Origin of the sequence: Neptunicella marina (assembly GCF_014270035.1) — a bacterium.
Classification (GTDB): domain Bacteria; phylum Pseudomonadota; class Gammaproteobacteria; order Enterobacterales; family Alteromonadaceae; genus Neptunicella; species Neptunicella marina.
Genome location: NZ_JACNEP010000007.1, coordinates 51,569 through 68,168, shown reverse-complemented (window position 1 = coordinate 68,168; position 16,600 = coordinate 51,569). Strand labels below are relative to the sequence as shown.

The following is a 16,600-nucleotide window of genomic DNA, read 5'->3' as shown; positions in this document are numbered from 1 at the left end:
TTTTCTATACGATAGGTTCATATACAAAAGAGGTAAAAATGAAAACATTAATTAAGTCGGTTGCAGTTTTGGGGTTGCTGTTCAGCAGTATCGCTATGGCTCATGAAGGTATTGAGATTGAATCCAGTGTACCTGCTGATAATGCGATGCTAATGGAAAGTCCAAGTGAGCTAGCAGTCAGTTTCAGTAAGGAAGTCAGACTGATTAAAGTGGTCTTAAAAAACCAGCAAGGGGATGAAGTAGACTTTGATTTTACACCACCAAAGGAAGCCGCTGCTCATTTTTCATGGAGCTTGCCAAAACTGAGTCCTGCTCACTACCAAGTCGAATTAATCATGCTGGGTGCTGATGGGCATAAAATGAAAGAAAGCTTCAGCTTCATGGTGCATTAATTTAAGAGGGAAAATGATAATGGAAATGTATATCTGGAATACTGTGATAGTGATATCCAAATTGATGTTTTATATGGGGTTTGCGGCAGTGGCTGGATATACATTTTTTGCGTATAGCAACCTTACCGAGTCTAAATCAGCAGTTAATGTCAATTATCGGAAATTGACGACTGCATTTGTGATACTCGCTATTGTTGCAACTTTCGTTTGGTTTTTTGCTACGACAGGTGCAATGGCAGAAGATGGAATACAAGGCGCATTTGATCCTGACATGGTCAGTATTATGTGGAGTATGGCTATAGGCGATACTACTTTAATGCGGGGACTTGGACTGCTTGCTGCCTTAGCAATCATTTCAGTATCTTCTACCTCTCAATCAGCCAAGCATAAGCATTATATTGAGTACGCATTGATGATGGCAATTGTCTTGGTGTTGGCGTACTCCTTTATCTTATTAGGGCATGTCTCCGAGCTTAATTTCATTAAACAGTTACTATTAATGTTTCATGTACTCGTAATGGCGTGGTGGTTTGGCGCATTGTATCCGCTAAAACTTGCCTGCAATTATTTAAGCGACGACAAATTGTTGAATGTCATGGAAAGCTTTGGAAGACAAGCATCTGTGCTGGTGAGCTTGTTATTCATAGCGGGCTTGATTCTGGTGACTCAACTCGTCAATAGTTTCGATGACTTGCTCAAGTCAAGCTATGGCCAAGTCTTACTCTTGAAATTAAGTTTGGTCATTTGCATTTTGGCTATCGCGGCCAGACACAAATTAAAACTTGTTCCAGAACTTAAAAATAGAACCGGCAGACAGTTATTGTCAAAATCTATCACAAAAGAAATGATGATTGCTTTTGCCATATTGTTGGTAACTGCTGCGCTAACCTCAGTTGTTGGTCCAGCGTCCTTAAAATGAGATAAAAATGAAAATTATAACGGCCTTATTTTTTTCCGTTGCTACATTTAGTTCCATTGTATTTGCGCATGGTGATAAACATCAAAATGATGCGCTATTCAAGGGATTAGACTCTCCTGCTGCAAAAGTTGTAGTTGCCTTTCATGAAGCATTGAAATCAGGAGGTAAGCAACAAGCACAAGATTTACTTGCTGATGATGTAACAATTTTTGAAGGCGGTGGCGTAGAGAGAAGTGCGCTCGAATACGCTCAGCACCATATGTTAGCTGATATGGCGTATTTAAGCGCAGTGGATAGTCAAACGCTAGAGCATCAGGTAGAGGTTGTTGGAACAACTGCCATTTCGATTTCAAGAAGTCATACAAAAGGTGTTTATAAAGGCAAAGAACGTGACTATGAAAGTATGGAAACCATGATACTGGAATTGCAAAAAGGAAGTTGGAAAATCATTCATATTCATTGGTCAAATTAAGACGGCTGAGTAAAACTTGATCCATATCAAGAAGAGTGTCTGGGTATTTGCTAGTATATCCTTATGATAAGTGGTGGATTTTGCATGTTTCACATTTTTCGGTGGTTAAATATAGCGTTAATAACCGTGCTGCTAACACAGCACAGTTTTGCTATTGCAAAGCTTGTGAAATGTGAAGGTCATGTTGAATCAACCGCTACGACACAAGTTGATAAAGCAACAACACTTTCTACTCATAAAACGCACTCTCCCCATATGGATATCTCTGATCTGATTTCAGAACACGAACAAACGGAAATGGATTGCCAGAAATGTCAATCAGGACAGTGCTCTTGTTGTAAAGGTGGATTTTGTACGGCTTTCCATTTGCAGAATTTCCTGACGACAGAAAGTTATTGGCTACAAAACAAGAACGCTAATCTGGATTCATTTTTTGAATTGAAAATTAATCCATTGGCTGGTATCCATTCACCTCCCTATCATCCCCCCAAAATTAGCTAATCACAGGATTGGTGCGTCTTTTTTACGCCAATTCCGGGTTGAAAAATACAAAAATTATTAATTAAAAGAATTGATTAGCAAACAAGCCGCAAATCAATGGTCGCTTCGCGTTAGCGGGGGATGAATACATTGATTTCGAGTTCAGAAGATTAACTGAAACTATAAAATGCTGCTTGACCTGTGTCTTAGGCACAGGTCTATGCTCAAGGTGAGAGTATAAACCTAGGTGAAAGACAGCGGAGTAACTATGAAGGTAAAAGAGATTGCAAAAGCGTTGGCTACTACGCCAGACACTGTGCGCTATTACACACGCTTAAAGTTTATCAATCCGGGCAAATCTGACAATGGCTATAAGTTTTACTCAACGAAAGACGTTTCCAGATTGAAGTTCATATTAAGCGCAAGACAATTAGGTTTTTCGGTTGATGATATCAAACAAATTCTTGGTGAAGCAGATCATGGCAAAACGGCTTGTCCTCTGGTTAGAACCTTAATTATAGAAAGACTGGCAGAAACAGAAAGACAGTTTAAAGCAATGCTATTACTCCGCGAAAAAATGACGTTGGCAGTAAGTAAATGGGAATTAATGGAAGATAAAGCCCCAACCCCACACATGGTATGTCATTTGATAGAAGGGTTTGAACATACAGCTTTAGAGGAAGACAGGAAATGACAGAGTTTAACGCAGATGTTTTTTCTCAAAAAAGTTGTTGTTGTCAGTCTACAAAGAAATCTTCGGAATGTGAGAAAAAGGAGAACACAATGAGCGCAGCAGTAACAGAGCAACAATTAGTAATAGAAGGCGCAGGATGTGCCAGTTGCGTCGGCAAAATAGAAGCAGCCTTGAAGCAGACACCGGGGGTGCAGAGTGCAGAGATGAATTTTGCGGACAGAACCGTGCTTGTATCGGGTACAACGGATACTCAGTCATTGGTTAAAGCCGTAGAGTCTGTTGGTTACAACGCCAAGCCACTTGAAGATAATCCTTACACTGATGCTGTTGATGAAAAAGAAGCCGCAGATTGGGTCTATTACAAAAAGTTGATGCGGGATACTTTCATTGCGCTTCTGCTAGGTGTACCCCTAATGATCTATAGCATTGTTGTCGGTGAAATGACGGTTGAGACCAATACAGAGAGATTGTCATGGTTAGTCGTTGGCCTGCTAACGCTTGGTGTCATGTTCTTTTCCGGCAGGCATTTTTATATTGGTGCGTGGAAGAGCTTTAAAAATCATTCTGCCAATATGGATACTCTGATTGCTCTTGGTACGGGCACCGCGTGGCTCTATTCGATGTTGGTTGTATTTATACCTGACGCCGTGCCGTTAATGGCAAGGCACGTTTATTTTGAAGCGACAGCCATGATTATTGGCTTAATCGATCTGGGGCTGGCACTGGAACTGAAGGCCAGAGGAAAAACATCGGAAGCCATCAAGCGCTTAATTGGATTACAGGCGAAAACTGCAACGATCATTCGGGATAATAAAGAGGTTCAGATCGCAATTGATCAAGTCCTGCTCAATGATGTTATCAAAGTCAGACCCGGCGAGAAAATTCCCGTTGATGGTGTCGTTATTGAAGGTCATACCTCGATTGATGAGTCAATGCTCACGGGTGAACCCATGCCCGTTGAAAAAACGTTAGAAGATGAAGTAGTCGCGGGGACCCTCAACAAGTCAGGCATGATTTTATTCAAAGTGACACGAGTGGGTAAAGATACCGCGCTGGCCCAAATCATCTCGATGGTCAAACGAGCACAGAATTCAAAACCGCCTATCGGTCGCTTAGCGGACGTGATATCTGCCTATTTTGTTCCTGTTGTCATGATTGTTTCTGTGCTCAGTGCGTTAGCATGGTTGAACTTTGGGCCAGAGCCAGCACTGGCATTTGCTATCGTTTCAGCAACCACAGTACTGATAATTGCCTGCCCATGTGCATTAGGCTTGGCCACGCCGATGTCAGTGATGGTGGGGGTTGGCAAGGCCGCTGAAGCGGGCGTGCTTATTCGCAATGGCGAAGCGCTACAAACTGCATCAAAAATCACTGCGATGATACTGGATAAAACCGGGACGATTACGGAAGGTACACCCAAAGTCACTGACATTATTTTAGCTAATGCCAGTGATGAAAATACGGTGCTGCAACTGGCTGCCAGTCTGGAAAGTGGTTCCGAACACCCTTTGGCTATGGCGATAGTGGAAAGTGCCTTAGAGCAAGATATCGAGCTGCTTAAGATTGAGGCATTTAATGCCATTACGGGTATGGGAGTCGAAGCCAGTTGTGATGGAAAAGCCTTGTTGTTTGGTAACAGCAAGCTCATGGCAAAAAAACAGGTGGACTTAGGCAAGTACACCGATAAAGCACAAGCTCTGGCCAAAGAAGCCAAAACCCCGATGTATTTCGCAGTAGATGGACAACTGGCAGCCATCATTGCAGTGGCCGATCCGATAAAATCAGACTCCATTTCTGCCATCAAACGCCTGCAAGCCAATGGTATCCGAGTCATCATGTTAACAGGTGACAATAAAGAAACTGCCGCAGCGGTGGCAAATAAAGCGGGGATAAGCGAATTTTTTGCTGAAGTATTGCCCGAAGACAAAGCCAACAAAGTGCAGGAACTTCAGGAGCAGGGAGAAATAGTAGGCATGACGGGGGATGGGATTAATGATGCCCCGGCGCTTGCGTTGGCAGACGTTGGCTTTGCCATAGGAACAGGTACAGATGTTGCGATTGAAAGTGCAGATATCACCCTTATGCGCGGCTCTCTACATGGCTTGGCAGATGCAATTGCTGTTAGTAAAGCAACATTGCGCAATATTAAACAAAATCTGTTTGGTGCGTTTGTTTATAACGTGGCTGGTATTCCTTTCGCTGCTGGCGTGCTCTATCCATTTTTTGGTTTGCTATTAAGCCCGGTCATTGCTGGGGCCGCTATGGCATTTTCTTCGTTGACTGTTGTGTCGAATGCAAATCGGCTTCGCTTATTCAAGGCTCAGGACCATTAAGGAGAAATTTTATGATGATTTTTAATATTTTTGGTATTGCCATTATAGCACTGATTATTTGGTGGTTTTGGCTGTACAAACCTAATCAAACGTTGGCTAATAATAATGAAGTGCTAATAGAAGTAAAAGATGGCGTGTATTCACCGTCAGCAATTCAAGTAAACGCAAGCCAACCCATAACATTGAAGTTTTTGCGGAAAGATCAATCGCCATGTTCTGAGACGCTACTTATTCCCACATTAGATATCAGTGAGCAATTGAAACTTAATGATGTGACGCAAATTCACCTCTCAGATATTCCACAGGGCGAACATGTCTTTCACTGCCAAATGCAGATGTATCGCGGTGTTCTCAAGGTGGTGTAGGAGGCATTATGAATATTAGACAAATTACAGCCACGTTTGATGAATTGGTGCTACCCCAAGTAGAAGAAGCATTGCTGTCGAACGGCTACAAGGGGTTTACCTTATATAAAGCTGCCGGGCGTGGTGCTTATGCAGATACATACAATCGCAATCATCTGTCCGAACATATTGTGATGACAATTTATGTGGATAAAAGAGATGTTGAATATGTCGCAGACATCTTACTCAACGCAGCACATACGAATGTTGAAGGTGAAGGGATTGTAAGTATCTCACCAGTAGAGAAGCTCTATTGGATTAACTCAAAAGCAGAAGTTTCCAGTGACGATTTAAGATCTACCGGGAGGAGCTATGAAGAATAGTCATCCCAAATTTTGGTCAACCCCCACTGGCTGGGCAGCATTGGCAATTATAGCTGCTGCAACTTATTTCTTAATCTTTGAACATGGTCATCATGTTCTCCAGTTTCTCCCTTATCTGATATTACTGATGTGCCCTTTCATGCATATGTTCATGCATGGCAGCCACGGTAAACACGGACACGACCACTCTCCTGACGGTGAAACTAAGCAGGAGAGTTTTCAGGAATTGAGCGATAAAAATGCTGCTTATCGTGATGGATACATTCAGGGATTAGAGGAAGGGCGAAAAGAAGCGCATGGAAAGGAGAAAGATCATGAATGAAGCCTCTGATTATGGACTTTGGTCCCTCGTATTTCTTAATTCAGCTATTTTCATCTTTTTTGCATTTAGCTTTGTAAAGCCAAAGACGAAGACGGATTGGCGAAGTCTGGGCGTTTTTTCTGCATTCATTGTAGCTCTGTTTACTGAAATGTATGGATTCCCATTGACGATATATTTGCTGTCCGGTTGGCTGACAGAACATTACCCAAACATTAATTTTTACTCGCACGAAAACGGACATTTGCTTCATACTTTTTTCGGGCTTAAGGGCGATGCACATTGGGACCCATTTCATGTCGCCAGTATGGTGTTTATTGTTGCAGGTTTCTTTATTTTGTCTTCAGCGTGGAATGTACTGCACCATGCCCAGAAAAACCGACAATTGGCGACTACAGGATGGTATGCACGTTGTCGCCATCCTCAATATCTAGCATTTATTCTGATCATGTTCGGTTTTTTGTTGCAGTGGCCGACCATCCCTACATTAGTCATGTTTCCAATTTTAGTTGTTGTGTACGTAAAACTGGCTAAGCGCGAAGAAGCTTTAGCTATTTCTGAATTTGGCGAGCTGTATATGAATTATATCAAAACTACACCAAGCTGGATTCCAAACCTGAACGTTAATTTTGAAGGTAAAAATAATGAAAACACTCATTAAATCACTCATTTTTTCAACGTCTATACTAATGGCGGCAACAGCTTCAGCCCAAAGTATAGAAGGACATGAACACCAACATTCAGATAAATCTGATATGAAAATGGGAATGAACAAGTCTGGAAATGATATGCATATGATGAATGCAAAAATGATGGCAATGAAGGAGGAGATTGAAGCGATAAAAGCGGAGAAAGACCCGCAGAAGCAGCACGAAATGATGAAAAGCCACATGCAAACCATGATGGGTATGATGCAAATGATGCACGAGAAAATGGAAGGGCAATCTATGCGTAGCCAAATTGAGATGGCAGATAAACATCTCAAAATGATGGAAATGATGATGTCACAAATGGATGGCGAACATTCATCCATGTCTGAGAAACATTCAAACTAAAATTACTGGAGGCAAACATGAGTGATTTAGATCACAGAGTTGGTGTACGAGAAGCTAATTTAGTAGTTCGAAACTTAAGGCTCAGCAATGTAAACGAGAGTAATTGTGATGCCCTAATTGAAGATATTGATAAGCTTTTTGGAATTGATGACGTCAGCTATAACATCAAAGAAGGTGCTATTCACTTGGCATATGATGCGACACATATCAATCTGGATGGTATTGAAGAAGTCATTCGCAAACATGGGGCTGACCTTCATAACGATTGGTGGACTCATACGAAGGAAGGTTACTATCAATTTGTCGATCAGAATGTGAAGGACAATGCAACACACAAAGCGTGGAGTTGCCACACGGTGCCGCAAGGGTCTCACAAGAAGAAGTAAAATTAGCTTAAGACATTGTGCAATCTCACTCAGAATTAACTCTGAGTGAGGCTATTCTATAGCCAAAGGAGATGTAATATGAAAATTCGTGAAAATGCCTTTGCCGTCGCTTGTGCGACAGCGTTTGGCCTTATATGGATTATCTGTTCCCTACTCGTAATTGCTTTGCCAGACATGATGTCAGATATGACGGGCAATATGTTGCACACAGACTGGAAAGGCATGGGATGGCACATGTCTATATTTGGTGCGCTGATAGCGGGAATTCTGTGGGCGTTTCTGGCCGGTATACTGGGTTGGCTAATTGCGAAAATTTACAATATGCAACTTCAAAGTTGATTGCTAATAATACAAATAGTAGTCAACTAACGCATGTTGTTTTACTCACATGCGAATATGTAATAAATATTAAAATGGCGATATTAGTTAGTGTATTCATTTCGGAAATTGCATGGTGTACAACCAATATTATCTTGCAAGTTATGATTGCTGCTCTAAAAGTCGTTCCGCTGACTTTCTATCTAAGTCTAAGCCGTGATTATATGTAGTGTGCACATTGCCAAGAGTGAACGTGACAGCATCTCCCGGAGTTTGTTCTCAATCCATTGAAACGGAACAACGAATTCGCCGACGCGCTGGTAGATTTCAGATTCATTCACCAAAGGTTCAATTCCATATCTGTCACGTTGGGTACTGTCATCTCGTTTTTCTCTTACCCAAAGTTACGTTTAATCACTTTCATCATCTCCGACATCGCAGCATTGTTTCCAGTGACTATCTTAACATTACCTGTTTGGTGACTGTTGCCTGACGACTCGTGAGATAGAGGTAAACCTTTGAACGGAGCATTGTCAAATAGGAACAAGAAATTATCTCCCTGTAACGCGTTGCAGTATGCACAAGTGTTTGCCCAATATGATCCACCGTATTTTTTTGAGTGGCGGTACTGAATCGTAGTCGGTCTAGGTGAAGGCGGTTCATTTTCGCAGAACGGTACGCCATGCCACCAAAAAACAGGTGTTTTCTCGTGACACCGAAAGCACTTTTCTATGTCGGCAATATAGTGAGCTTGCCTTGGATCTTTGATTGCTGAATATAATGATCTGTTGATATTGAAGTGTTCACACAGGTTTACAACATTCTTTAAATGTGTCTTGCAATCAGTGCAGTAGGTGTTCTTCAGTCGAGCTTGGGTTGGAACCCATTTGAATGGATCTCGCAAAACATCCTCGGCTTTTAATTCTACCCAGTAGGCCTCTAAACTAGTTGCCTTTTTAGCATCGACAGAATGTGTATTTAAAATTTCTACAGCCAAAGCTACGTTCGTACCACGATAGCCAACAACATCACAGATAAAGTCGCCGACTCTAACCTCTACCTTTGCATCAGTGAACGTTTTTGATGGCAAATCAGTTGCGAAGACAACACCACAGCATTCGCAATGATTTTCCAAACAAATTACTGCGTTGCCGGAAGCGTTAGCTGACATCGCTTCGAGGATTAAGCCTTTCGCTGTTATGTGTAAAATGGACTCAAGGCTACAGTGTGACTCAGGCGCATGTGCAAAATGAGTCGCTCGGTGTTCACCAGATCTGAACACTAGTGAGGTCTTACACTGCGGACAGCGATAACTCTCGCCTTTGAGTGCTTGATTCGCAGCAATGAGTTTATCTTTGTCATCAAGTCCATATGGTACTTTTAGGCTTTCCATGTTTCGTCCAAAAATTTAGCTTGGCAAGTAACCTTACCTTTGAAGTCGTTAAGGTAAGGCTAACGGCATAAGCTTGTAAAATAAACCACAACTGATATACATGGTCTTATATCTGGACAAAGGCTTGTTCCTGAATGGCTTTCGATATTTATTAGGATGGTAAGGTAGTTAAATGGAAATAAGTAATGTTGATCTAATTAGCTTTAAGAATGCCAAAGAAGTTCTATAGCAGTAAGATATTCAGCCACAATATATTTCCGTTCCAAATTCTACCTTTGGTGAAGGAGAGAATGTTGCTATTATGAGCTTTAGTGCCTTTAAATTGAAAATGCACAATGCCGCATGGTTGATTTTTAGCTTACATGGAGACGAATTGTGCATTATATTGGGGTAATAAAACCACTTGGGCTTAACTTTAATCAAATTCAGGTGTTTGTGTTACTCGCGCTAATGGCACAAATTAGCGGATTAAAGGCTGGACGCGCGTACCATAAAATTGTTAATGCACATATATATGAAAACCAACTGGAATTGATGAAAGAGGTACAGTTGAAACGTGAGCCCTATCCATCACCTAAATTACATATCAATCCCGATATTAAATCTCTGGAAGACATCGAAAGCTGGGTAAGTACAGATGATTTTGAGTTGGAAGGTTACCAACACCACGAAGCGATTAAATATCCTTTTGCAGTTTAGGACTGCGGTACGATAGGGCAAACAGCCCTTAATCTAAAGCATGATGATTAAGGGCGAATGCCAACATAGTCGAGTGGAACCGGACAGTTTCCCTCGAGCGAAGCTAAACATACTTCCAATTCAGCTCTTATCTCAGGATTGCTTAGCAATTCAGATGCTTTACAATCCTGAGTTTGATGCAATACAAACCAGAATACCCGCTCTTTATTGCTATAGGGTGACGACGGGTTAGAATCAATGTTCAACCATTCTTCTAACACATCCCAAAAGTACAATTCTAGCTCGCTATAGGGGATCCTAAAATCCCAGAAAGCACGGACATAATATGCAAGCTGTCCTGCTCTATCGTTAATAAAGTTTCGAATTATCACTAATTTTTATACTCATATGATTGTTATAGTTAGCTTCAGCAGATAGTGGTATCCGGAGCAATAGCGCAGAAAGTCTGCTACCGGTATCTTGCTGGCGAATAGTATAGCTCAAATAATAAACAAGTCGCCAATTTGCGACACTTTTACTGTTAGCTAGTTGATTTGTAATAAAATTTAAATATGAAAGTGTGCGTATTGTCTGCCCTGCAAACGTAATAGACCGGAGTGTTACGCTTACCCCGGCCGTATTATTACTTATTCCAGGCAAATTTATTGAAAGGGGCATCAACCGGAGTATGAGCTAAATGATTCACATAGTTACTCATTACTTTTTGCGACAGAATTAAAATAATATCCAGTAATTGCTGCTGCCCGTAACCGGCATTAAAAAAGTTTGTAAGATCAGTATCGTTTACTACACCTCTTTGACGCAGCAGAGCCAGAGTTGCTTCACGTAAGGCTTCAAGTTTTAGATCACTAATTGGAGTTTGGTTTCGCAAATCTTCAATTAAATCATCGCTGACACCCATGCTTTTGGCTATTGCAGTATGAGCTGGTACACAATAGTGGCATTCATGTTCTACATTGATTGCCATCCAAACCACGGTGAGCTCATCAGCATCAAATGACGTTTGTTGTGCCAGTTCATGCAGTTTTTTATAGCCTTCCAACAGTGCCGGGCTGGCCGCCATTACGCCATGTAAATTGGGCACCATGCCAAAATCTTTCACTGAACCTTCTAATAATGGTTTGGCTGCTTCAGGGGCAGATTGAATATTGTAGATCGTAAAGTCGTTCATCGTTTTGTCCTCAGTTAGTCAAATTTAATAGGTAAGTAAATGCGCATTTCTTAAACGATAACTTGACTTGAACAATCGTTCAAGTTAATTTTGAACAAATGTTCAATTTAATCCAGATAAGTTATAAAAATGAAATATGACCGCACTCAGGCAGTTGAAAATGCGAAAGAGGTTTTTTGGCAGCTTGGTTTTCAGGGCAGTAAAATGCGTGACTTACAGTTACGCATGAATATGAGACCTGGAAGTATTTATGCCGGATTTGGAAGTAAAGAGGGCTTGTTTAAAGAAGCGTTAACACAATACGTGCAAGAGTTTCAGCTAGCGATACAGGAGTTTGTCGATAGCAGTGACAGTCCTTTACAAGGGTTAAAACGTTTTTTTGAAAGTCAGATTATTGATGGTGATGACTTTTCTAAAAAACCATTGTGTTTGTTGGTTAAAACAGTGACCGAACTTGAGGAAAGTCAGCCAGAACTGGCTCACTACGCTCAGTGTGGACTGCAAAGTATTGCAGAGACATTTTCGGAATGTTTGAACCAATGTAAAGAATGCGGTGAGCTGAGGACTGATGCAAACCCTGCCAGATTAGCAAAATGGTTACAAATGCAGCTGATGGGATTGAGGCTTTATGCTAAAAATAAACCGCAGCGACAGGAAGTACTGGATATGATCGATGACATCTTTTCACATCTTAATTAATCGGTTCAGATCATCGATATTAAAGGCAGCATATCTGCCTACCATCCCATTGATTTTACCCAGCCAGTTATTTCCCGGCTGATAAAGCCACTTGGTTCTGTTGCATTGGATGCAAATCCGGCAACCAGCCTTTGTCGATAATGTACCTTAAAGGCTTTTTGCGCTTCGATACGACGTCGTTCACTGGTACTGGTCACCCAGTTATTGTCGGAGTTTGAATATAAATCAAGCACTGGTGCTGTCATGCCTGCCAACATCTCCCCAAGTTGCTGATTTAATTGCCACTGTGGAAAATACGGCCCAATAGCAACTAACGCATCGGGTGCCGGCAGTTTTTTCTCCTGATAGATTTTTGCCAACCAGGCGGCAGACATGCCTTGTGCGATGACCAATCTGAATCCTGATGGCTGATTTACTGACTGATTAATCGTTTGCATCTGTGACAAAAACGTCTGTTCTAATTGCTCGGCGGCTTGTTGGTCAACAAATTCACCTTTACGAAATGAGTTGGCTAATTGCTGCTGTCTGTCTGCTTGTTCCTGGCTTAAATCCAGATTAGTCAGCTCTAACGTGACAGGAGCCGGAATAATGAGCGTTTGCCAACCTGCACGATTTAACCGTTTACTTAGCTGATGCAAATTACTGGCTGAAGGGCGACTAAAGTCACTGATTAATAACGCTAAACCTTTCACTGAAGCGGTATCCGCATCGTGGCGCAACAGCGATAGTTGCTGCCCATTTACCTCCAGCGTTTCCACCTGAGCAGTGGGGGCATAATAAGACAGATCCTGCGAATACAAATGTTGATTATTTTGTTGCGCATAAGATTGCCCTGACGCAAATTGCATCAGGACTACACATGCTAAGGAATAGAAAAATTGAGGCTTCATATTTCTCTATATCGGAAAAAGAAGCAGATTCTGCAACTTAAATCGCGAATTAAGCTAAAAACTCACATGGAGCTTCAAAGCTTAATTGAGTGTTGTTAGTTGGATGGGTAAACGTGAGTAATTGCGCATGCAATTGTAAACGTGGTGCCATGCTTTTGGCCTGCTCATGGGCATACAGACGATCCCCCAAAATGGGATGCCCCAGACTTAACATATGCACTCTGAGTTGATGAGAACGTCCGGTTATGGGAGTGAGCTCCATAACGGCATAGCCGTCAAATTGTTGCACACGCTTCCAGTTGGTTTGCGCGGGTTTACCTCGTTCAAAATCCACCATCTGTTTTGGCCGGTTTGGCCAGTCACAAATTAACGGTAAATCGACCAACCCCTCAGAATCAGCCACCTTGCCAAATACCCGTGCAAAATAACGTTTTTTGGTCAGGCGCTTTTCAAACTGCAGTGAAATATGGCGATGTGCCGCTTTATTCAACGCCATTACCATCACGCCCGATGTTGCCATATCCAGGCGATGCACAATGGTCGCTGTGGGGAATACGCGCTGTACTCTGAGTTGCAGACTGTCTTTATGTTCAGTTGCTTTACCCGGTACGCTTAATAAACCACTCGGTTTGTTCAGGACGATAAAATCATCGTCCCGATACAAAATATTCAGATAAGGATAGAGCGGCGGCTGATAATGCAATAATGTCATTGATGGGTATTTACCACTAACCGTACGGCTTCAAACTGCAAGTCTGCACCACTGATACTTTGGCTAAGAGCCTTAATTTGCGTTTCAAGGTGCTCAATTTCTTCGTCGCGAATACTCGGATTTTGCTTTTGTAATGTACGCATCCGATGTAATTCTTCGCTGAGTAATTCTTGCATACTTTTTTGTGCTTGTTTTATTACTTTGTCTGCTGATTTTTGGGCTAATGCCTCTAATACCGGCAGTTGCTTTTCAACTTGCGGTGCTAAAGCACTTACCAGCGCCTTGGCGGTTTTGAACTTAAGTTTAATTAAATCTTTAAACGCGGGTTCACAAGCCTGACCTTTTGCATCAACACAAATACGAATTGGTGTTGCGGGTAAAAAGCGCTGTAACTGCATGCTTTTTGGCGCTTTGGCTGACACCACAAACACACCTTCGAGCCAGAAATAACCCACAGGTAATTGGGTATTTTGGTGTACTGCAATACTGGCTTTACCTTTCACATCGGCTAATACGCTGTCCTGTGCGTATTGCACCATGGGATGGTCCCAGTTTAAAAACTGAATTTGCTCAAACTTAAGCGCAGTTTCACGCTCATAGGTGACCATGGTGCCTTCTTCATCGACGCCTGGCAAACTGTGATGCATGGCTTCTGTTGGCTTTAATATGTAACTGGTTTCATCGTTTTCATCTTGCAACACACCAATCACATCCAGCAGGTTGGTCATGAACTTTTCAAGTTCTACGGATTCATCGGCATCGCGTAACTTTTCAATAAAACTTTCGATGCGACCTTTACCTGATGAGTTGATCTCCAGAAGTTTGTCGCGGCCTTGTTCCAGTTGTTGTTTAAATGACTGGTGTAATTCTGCAGTGCTTGAAATTAGCTGTTGCTGAATCTCACTATCGTCTGGTGCTTGCAGCGCTTGTGTTAACTGAGTGCGCACCTGTTCTAATACGGCACTGCCTGTCGGGCATGTATGCTCAAAGGCATGTAAACCCTGATGGTACCAGTTGAGCAATACTTGCTGCGCGGTATCAGCAAAATAAGGCACGTGTATTTCGATATCTGATTTCTGACCAATACGATCCAGACGACCAATTCGTTGCTCTAATAAGTCGGGCACTTCTGGCAAATCAAATAACACCAAATGGTGCGCGAACTGGAAATTACGGCCTTCACTACCAATTTCACTACAAATCAGAACCTGGGCTCCGTCTTCCTGCTGCGCAAAGTAAGCCGCGCCTTTATCGCGTTCGACTATGCTCATGCCTTCATGAAAAACAGACGTACGAATACCTGAGTTGACACGTACTGCTTCAGCCAGTTTAATTGCGGTGGCTGCATGGGTACAGATCGTCAGTATTTTTTGCCCTTTGTGTTGTTGTAAAAACTCGATAAACCAGTCAACACGCGGATCAAATTTGTGCCAGGTATCTAATAAAAGAGGATGTCTTTCTGGCACGAGCAGATTTTCTGGCATGCCCTCATAACGGTCTCGATAAAAATCGGGTAAGGTTAATGCATGGGTAATCAGCTGACGCTTGGGAAAGCCACTAATCCCCGCACGTGAATTACGGAACAATAAACGCCCGGTGCCATGACAATCCAACAAGTGAGCAATGAGTTTGTCACATTGCGCCTGATTGCTGCTATCGAGCGTATCCAGCAACTCTGGCTCCGTGCTAACAAATGGGGCAATGGCTTGTTTGTCCTGTTCGCTTAGTTGTTCACCATTTAATAATGGCGTAATCGCTTGTGCCAGCGCGGCATATTGCTCTTCTTGTTGTAAAAATTGCTGATAATCGTGAAAACGATCAGCATCAAGCAAACGTAAACGCGCAAAATGGCTTTCATGACCAAGTTGCTCAGGTGTGGCGGTTAAAAGCAATACCCCTTTAATCTTTTGGGCCAGTTGTTCTATTAACACATATTCATCGGATGGCGCATCAACCGACCAGCTTAAATGGTGCGCTTCATCCACTACCATTAAGTCCCATTCACTTTCGAGCGCTTGCTGAAAATAGCCGTTGTTTTCAGCCAAAAATTCTAAACTACATAATACTAACTGTTCACTGTCAAAGGGGTTGCCGCCTTCTTCCAGCATGGACTGACAGCGCTCTTCATCAAAAATAGAAAATGACAAATTAACCCGGCGCAACATTTCCACCAGCCACTGGTGCATTAAGCTGGATGGCACAATAATTAACACGCGACTGGCACGGCCACTTTGAATTTGTTGATGAATAATCATCGCCGCTTCAATGGTTTTACCTAATCCAACTTCATCAGATAACAATACGCGAGGCGCATAACGTTGACCAACCTGGCTGGCAATATGTAATTGATGGGGAATGAGATCAACACGTGCGCCTAAGAATCCACGTAATTCTGAGCGTTGATATTGGTGTTGTGCTTGCCAGCAGTCGCTGCGTAAATCGAACCATTTTGGACCATCAAACTGAGCGTTAAATAGACGCTTATGCGGCTGGTTCAATTGCATATGGTGGTCAACAAAGGTTTCAACTAACTCGACCGTTTCACCGGTATCTTCGCGTTGACCGTGGTAGGTCAGATAACCTTGCTTTTCGGAAACTGACGCAATTTGCATTTGCCAGCCTTCATGAGATTTTACACTCTCGCCGGGCTCTAATGCCAGGCGGGTGAGGGGAGCCGTTTGGGTTGCATAGACCCGACTTTCACCAGTAGCGGGGAACAAGATAGTCACGTTGCGATGATTAACGTCGATAACCGTTCCTAAACCTAAATCTACTTCTGTATCGCTTAACCAGCGCTGTCCCGGTGAAAAACTCATAATGACCCTCATCAAAAAATGGAGCGGGATTATATATGCAATTTAGCTAATTTGTCAGATTTAGCCTGCTTTTGAGTAAGTTTTTGTGACGTTTTGGTTTCAATTGTTTCTTATTTGTTCATATC

General features: G+C 42.3%; 20 protein-coding genes and 1 pseudogene. 15 read left to right on the top strand and 6 right to left on the bottom strand.

Annotated elements, in window-relative coordinates; translation table 11 throughout:
- The first annotated feature begins 38 nt into the window (after window positions 1-38).
- The 13 genes from H8B19_RS10300 (at window position 39) to H8B19_RS10240 (ending at window position 8,116) form a co-directional block, all read left to right on the top strand.
- Window positions 39-392, top strand: coding sequence for a copper resistance CopC family protein (locus H8B19_RS10300; protein ID WP_186506802.1), 354 nt, complete (start codon window positions 39-41; stop codon window positions 390-392).
- 19 nt (window positions 393-411) lie between these two features.
- A complete protein-coding gene (locus H8B19_RS10295) occupies window positions 412-1,311 on the top strand; it encodes a copper resistance D family protein (protein ID WP_186506801.1) in 900 nt (299 codons plus the stop codon).
- 7 nt (window positions 1,312-1,318) lie between these two features.
- Window positions 1,319-1,783 (top strand): YybH family protein, encoded by a 465-nt coding sequence (locus H8B19_RS10290; protein WP_186506800.1) that lies wholly within the window; start codon window positions 1,319-1,321, stop codon window positions 1,781-1,783.
- Between the two features lie 84 nt (window positions 1,784-1,867).
- Window positions 1,868-2,284, top strand: coding sequence for a hypothetical protein (locus H8B19_RS10285; protein ID WP_186506799.1), 417 nt, complete (start codon window positions 1,868-1,870; stop codon window positions 2,282-2,284).
- A gap of 247 nt (window positions 2,285-2,531) precedes the next feature.
- Window positions 2,532-2,957 carry a MerR family transcriptional regulator gene (locus H8B19_RS10280; protein WP_186506798.1) on the top strand — a complete coding sequence of 142 codons (426 nt, stop codon included), beginning with the start codon at window positions 2,532-2,534 and terminating at the stop codon, window positions 2,955-2,957.
- An 89-nt stretch (window positions 2,958-3,046) separates the two neighbouring features.
- Complete coding sequence (locus tag H8B19_RS10275) at window positions 3,047-5,290, top strand: heavy metal translocating P-type ATPase (RefSeq protein WP_186506797.1); 2,244 nt, start codon at window positions 3,047-3,049, stop codon at window positions 5,288-5,290.
- Window positions 5,291-5,301: 11 nt separating this feature from the next.
- Window positions 5,302-5,655 (top strand): cupredoxin domain-containing protein, encoded by a 354-nt coding sequence (locus H8B19_RS10270; protein ID WP_186506796.1) that lies wholly within the window; start codon window positions 5,302-5,304, stop codon window positions 5,653-5,655.
- 8 nt (window positions 5,656-5,663) lie between these two features.
- On the top strand, window positions 5,664-6,017 hold the full coding sequence (locus tag H8B19_RS10265) for a P-II family nitrogen regulator (protein WP_186506795.1): 354 nt from the start codon (window positions 5,664-5,666) through the stop codon (window positions 6,015-6,017).
- Entirely contained in the window at window positions 6,007-6,339 is a 333-nt protein-coding gene (locus H8B19_RS10260) for a DUF2933 domain-containing protein (protein ID WP_186506794.1), read from the top strand. The genes H8B19_RS10265 and H8B19_RS10260 overlap by 11 nt, the downstream gene beginning before the upstream one ends.
- A complete protein-coding gene (locus H8B19_RS10255; RefSeq protein ID WP_186506793.1) occupies window positions 6,332-6,997 on the top strand; it encodes a methyltransferase family protein in 666 nt (221 codons plus the stop codon). Before H8B19_RS10260 ends, H8B19_RS10255 begins: the two co-directional genes overlap by 8 nt.
- A complete protein-coding gene (locus H8B19_RS10250; RefSeq protein WP_186506792.1) occupies window positions 6,981-7,391 on the top strand; it encodes a hypothetical protein in 411 nt (136 codons plus the stop codon). The genes H8B19_RS10255 and H8B19_RS10250 overlap by 17 nt, the downstream gene beginning before the upstream one ends.
- 17 nt (window positions 7,392-7,408) lie before the next feature.
- Window positions 7,409-7,777 carry a cation transporter gene (locus H8B19_RS10245; protein WP_186506791.1) on the top strand — a complete coding sequence of 123 codons (369 nt, stop codon included), beginning with the start codon at window positions 7,409-7,411 and terminating at the stop codon, window positions 7,775-7,777.
- Between the two features lie 78 nt (window positions 7,778-7,855).
- Window positions 7,856-8,116, top strand: coding sequence for a DUF5676 family membrane protein (locus H8B19_RS10240; protein WP_186506790.1), 261 nt, complete (start codon window positions 7,856-7,858; stop codon window positions 8,114-8,116).
- Window positions 8,117-8,489: 373 nt separating this feature from the next.
- Here H8B19_RS10240 and H8B19_RS10235 read toward each other — a convergent pair whose 3' ends face one another.
- Window positions 8,490-9,488 (bottom strand): competence protein CoiA family protein, encoded by a 999-nt coding sequence (locus tag H8B19_RS10235; protein ID WP_186506789.1) that lies wholly within the window; start codon window positions 9,486-9,488, stop codon window positions 8,490-8,492.
- A gap of 399 nt (window positions 9,489-9,887) precedes the next feature.
- Between H8B19_RS10235 and H8B19_RS10230 the strand changes: the two are divergent.
- Window positions 9,888-10,187, top strand: a pseudogene (locus H8B19_RS10230) (thymidylate synthase); the annotation flags it as partial.
- A gap of 47 nt (window positions 10,188-10,234) precedes the next feature.
- On the opposite strand, the gene H8B19_RS10225 reads toward H8B19_RS10230, so the two are convergent.
- Together H8B19_RS10225 and H8B19_RS10220 are read right to left on the bottom strand one after the other, a co-directional pair.
- Window positions 10,235-10,462, bottom strand: a complete 228-nt coding sequence (locus H8B19_RS10225; protein ID WP_194362701.1) for a hypothetical protein — start codon at window positions 10,460-10,462, stop codon at window positions 10,235-10,237.
- Window positions 10,463-10,809: 347 nt separating this feature from the next.
- Window positions 10,810-11,358: a carboxymuconolactone decarboxylase family protein gene (locus H8B19_RS10220; RefSeq protein WP_186506787.1), complete on the bottom strand. Its 549-nt coding sequence runs from the start codon at window positions 11,356-11,358 to the stop codon at window positions 10,810-10,812.
- A 129-nt stretch (window positions 11,359-11,487) separates the two neighbouring features.
- On the opposite strand from H8B19_RS10220, the gene H8B19_RS10215 reads away from it, so the two are divergent.
- On the top strand, window positions 11,488-12,057 hold the full coding sequence (locus H8B19_RS10215; RefSeq protein ID WP_186506786.1) for a TetR/AcrR family transcriptional regulator: 570 nt from the start codon (window positions 11,488-11,490) through the stop codon (window positions 12,055-12,057).
- Between the two features lie 38 nt (window positions 12,058-12,095).
- Here H8B19_RS10215 and H8B19_RS10210 read toward each other — a convergent pair whose 3' ends face one another.
- The 3 genes from H8B19_RS10210 to rapA all read right to left on the bottom strand — a co-directional run bounded on the left by H8B19_RS10210 (window position 12,096) and on the right by rapA (window position 16,487).
- Complete coding sequence (locus H8B19_RS10210; protein ID WP_186506785.1) at window positions 12,096-12,905, bottom strand: DUF3530 family protein; 810 nt, start codon at window positions 12,903-12,905, stop codon at window positions 12,096-12,098.
- A 91-nt stretch (window positions 12,906-12,996) separates the two neighbouring features.
- Complete coding sequence (gene rluA, locus H8B19_RS10205; protein ID WP_186506784.1) at window positions 12,997-13,659, bottom strand: bifunctional tRNA pseudouridine(32) synthase/23S rRNA pseudouridine(746) synthase RluA; 663 nt, start codon at window positions 13,657-13,659, stop codon at window positions 12,997-12,999.
- A complete protein-coding gene (rapA, locus tag H8B19_RS10200; protein WP_186506988.1) occupies window positions 13,656-16,487 on the bottom strand; it encodes an RNA polymerase-associated protein RapA in 2,832 nt (943 codons plus the stop codon). Before rapA ends, rluA begins: the two co-directional genes overlap by 4 nt.
- Window positions 16,488-16,600 lie beyond the last annotated feature (113 nt).

Bases quoted from the DNA above. Each gene is read 5' to 3' on its own strand.
- H8B19_RS10270 (WP_186506796.1), top strand. From the start codon at position 5,302: ATGATGATTTTTAATATTTTTGGTATTGCCATTATAGCACTGATTATT.
- H8B19_RS10300 (WP_186506802.1), top strand. From the start codon at position 39: ATGAAAACATTAATTAAGTCGGTTGCAGTTTTGGGGTTGCTGTTCAGC.
- H8B19_RS10280 (WP_186506798.1), top strand. From the start codon at position 2,532: ATGAAGGTAAAAGAGATTGCAAAAGCGTTGGCTACTACGCCAGACACT.
- H8B19_RS10260 (WP_186506794.1), top strand. From the start codon at position 6,007: ATGAAGAATAGTCATCCCAAATTTTGGTCAACCCCCACTGGCTGGGCA.
- H8B19_RS10295 (WP_186506801.1), top strand. From the start codon at position 412: ATGGAAATGTATATCTGGAATACTGTGATAGTGATATCCAAATTGATG.
- H8B19_RS10255 (WP_186506793.1), top strand. From the start codon at position 6,332: ATGAATGAAGCCTCTGATTATGGACTTTGGTCCCTCGTATTTCTTAAT.
- rapA (WP_186506988.1), bottom strand. From the start codon at position 16,487: ATGAGGGTCATTATGAGTTTTTCACCGGGACAGCGCTGGTTAAGCGAT.
- H8B19_RS10250 (WP_186506792.1), top strand. From the start codon at position 6,981: ATGAAAACACTCATTAAATCACTCATTTTTTCAACGTCTATACTAATG.
- H8B19_RS10275 (WP_186506797.1), top strand. From the start codon at position 3,047: ATGAGCGCAGCAGTAACAGAGCAACAATTAGTAATAGAAGGCGCAGGA.
- rluA (WP_186506784.1), bottom strand. From the start codon at position 13,659: ATGACATTATTGCATTATCAGCCGCCGCTCTATCCTTATCTGAATATT.
- H8B19_RS10285 (WP_186506799.1), top strand. From the start codon at position 1,868: ATGTTTCACATTTTTCGGTGGTTAAATATAGCGTTAATAACCGTGCTG.
- H8B19_RS10240 (WP_186506790.1), top strand. From the start codon at position 7,856: ATGAAAATTCGTGAAAATGCCTTTGCCGTCGCTTGTGCGACAGCGTTT.
- H8B19_RS10235 (WP_186506789.1), bottom strand. From the start codon at position 9,488: ATGGAAAGCCTAAAAGTACCATATGGACTTGATGACAAAGATAAACTC.
- H8B19_RS10265 (WP_186506795.1), top strand. From the start codon at position 5,664: ATGAATATTAGACAAATTACAGCCACGTTTGATGAATTGGTGCTACCC.
- H8B19_RS10290 (WP_186506800.1), top strand. From the start codon at position 1,319: ATGAAAATTATAACGGCCTTATTTTTTTCCGTTGCTACATTTAGTTCC.
- H8B19_RS10210 (WP_186506785.1), bottom strand. From the start codon at position 12,905: ATGCAATTTGCGTCAGGGCAATCTTATGCGCAACAAAATAATCAACAT.
- H8B19_RS10215 (WP_186506786.1), top strand. From the start codon at position 11,488: ATGAAATATGACCGCACTCAGGCAGTTGAAAATGCGAAAGAGGTTTTT.
- H8B19_RS10220 (WP_186506787.1), bottom strand. From the start codon at position 11,358: ATGAACGACTTTACGATCTACAATATTCAATCTGCCCCTGAAGCAGCC.
- H8B19_RS10245 (WP_186506791.1), top strand. From the start codon at position 7,409: ATGAGTGATTTAGATCACAGAGTTGGTGTACGAGAAGCTAATTTAGTA.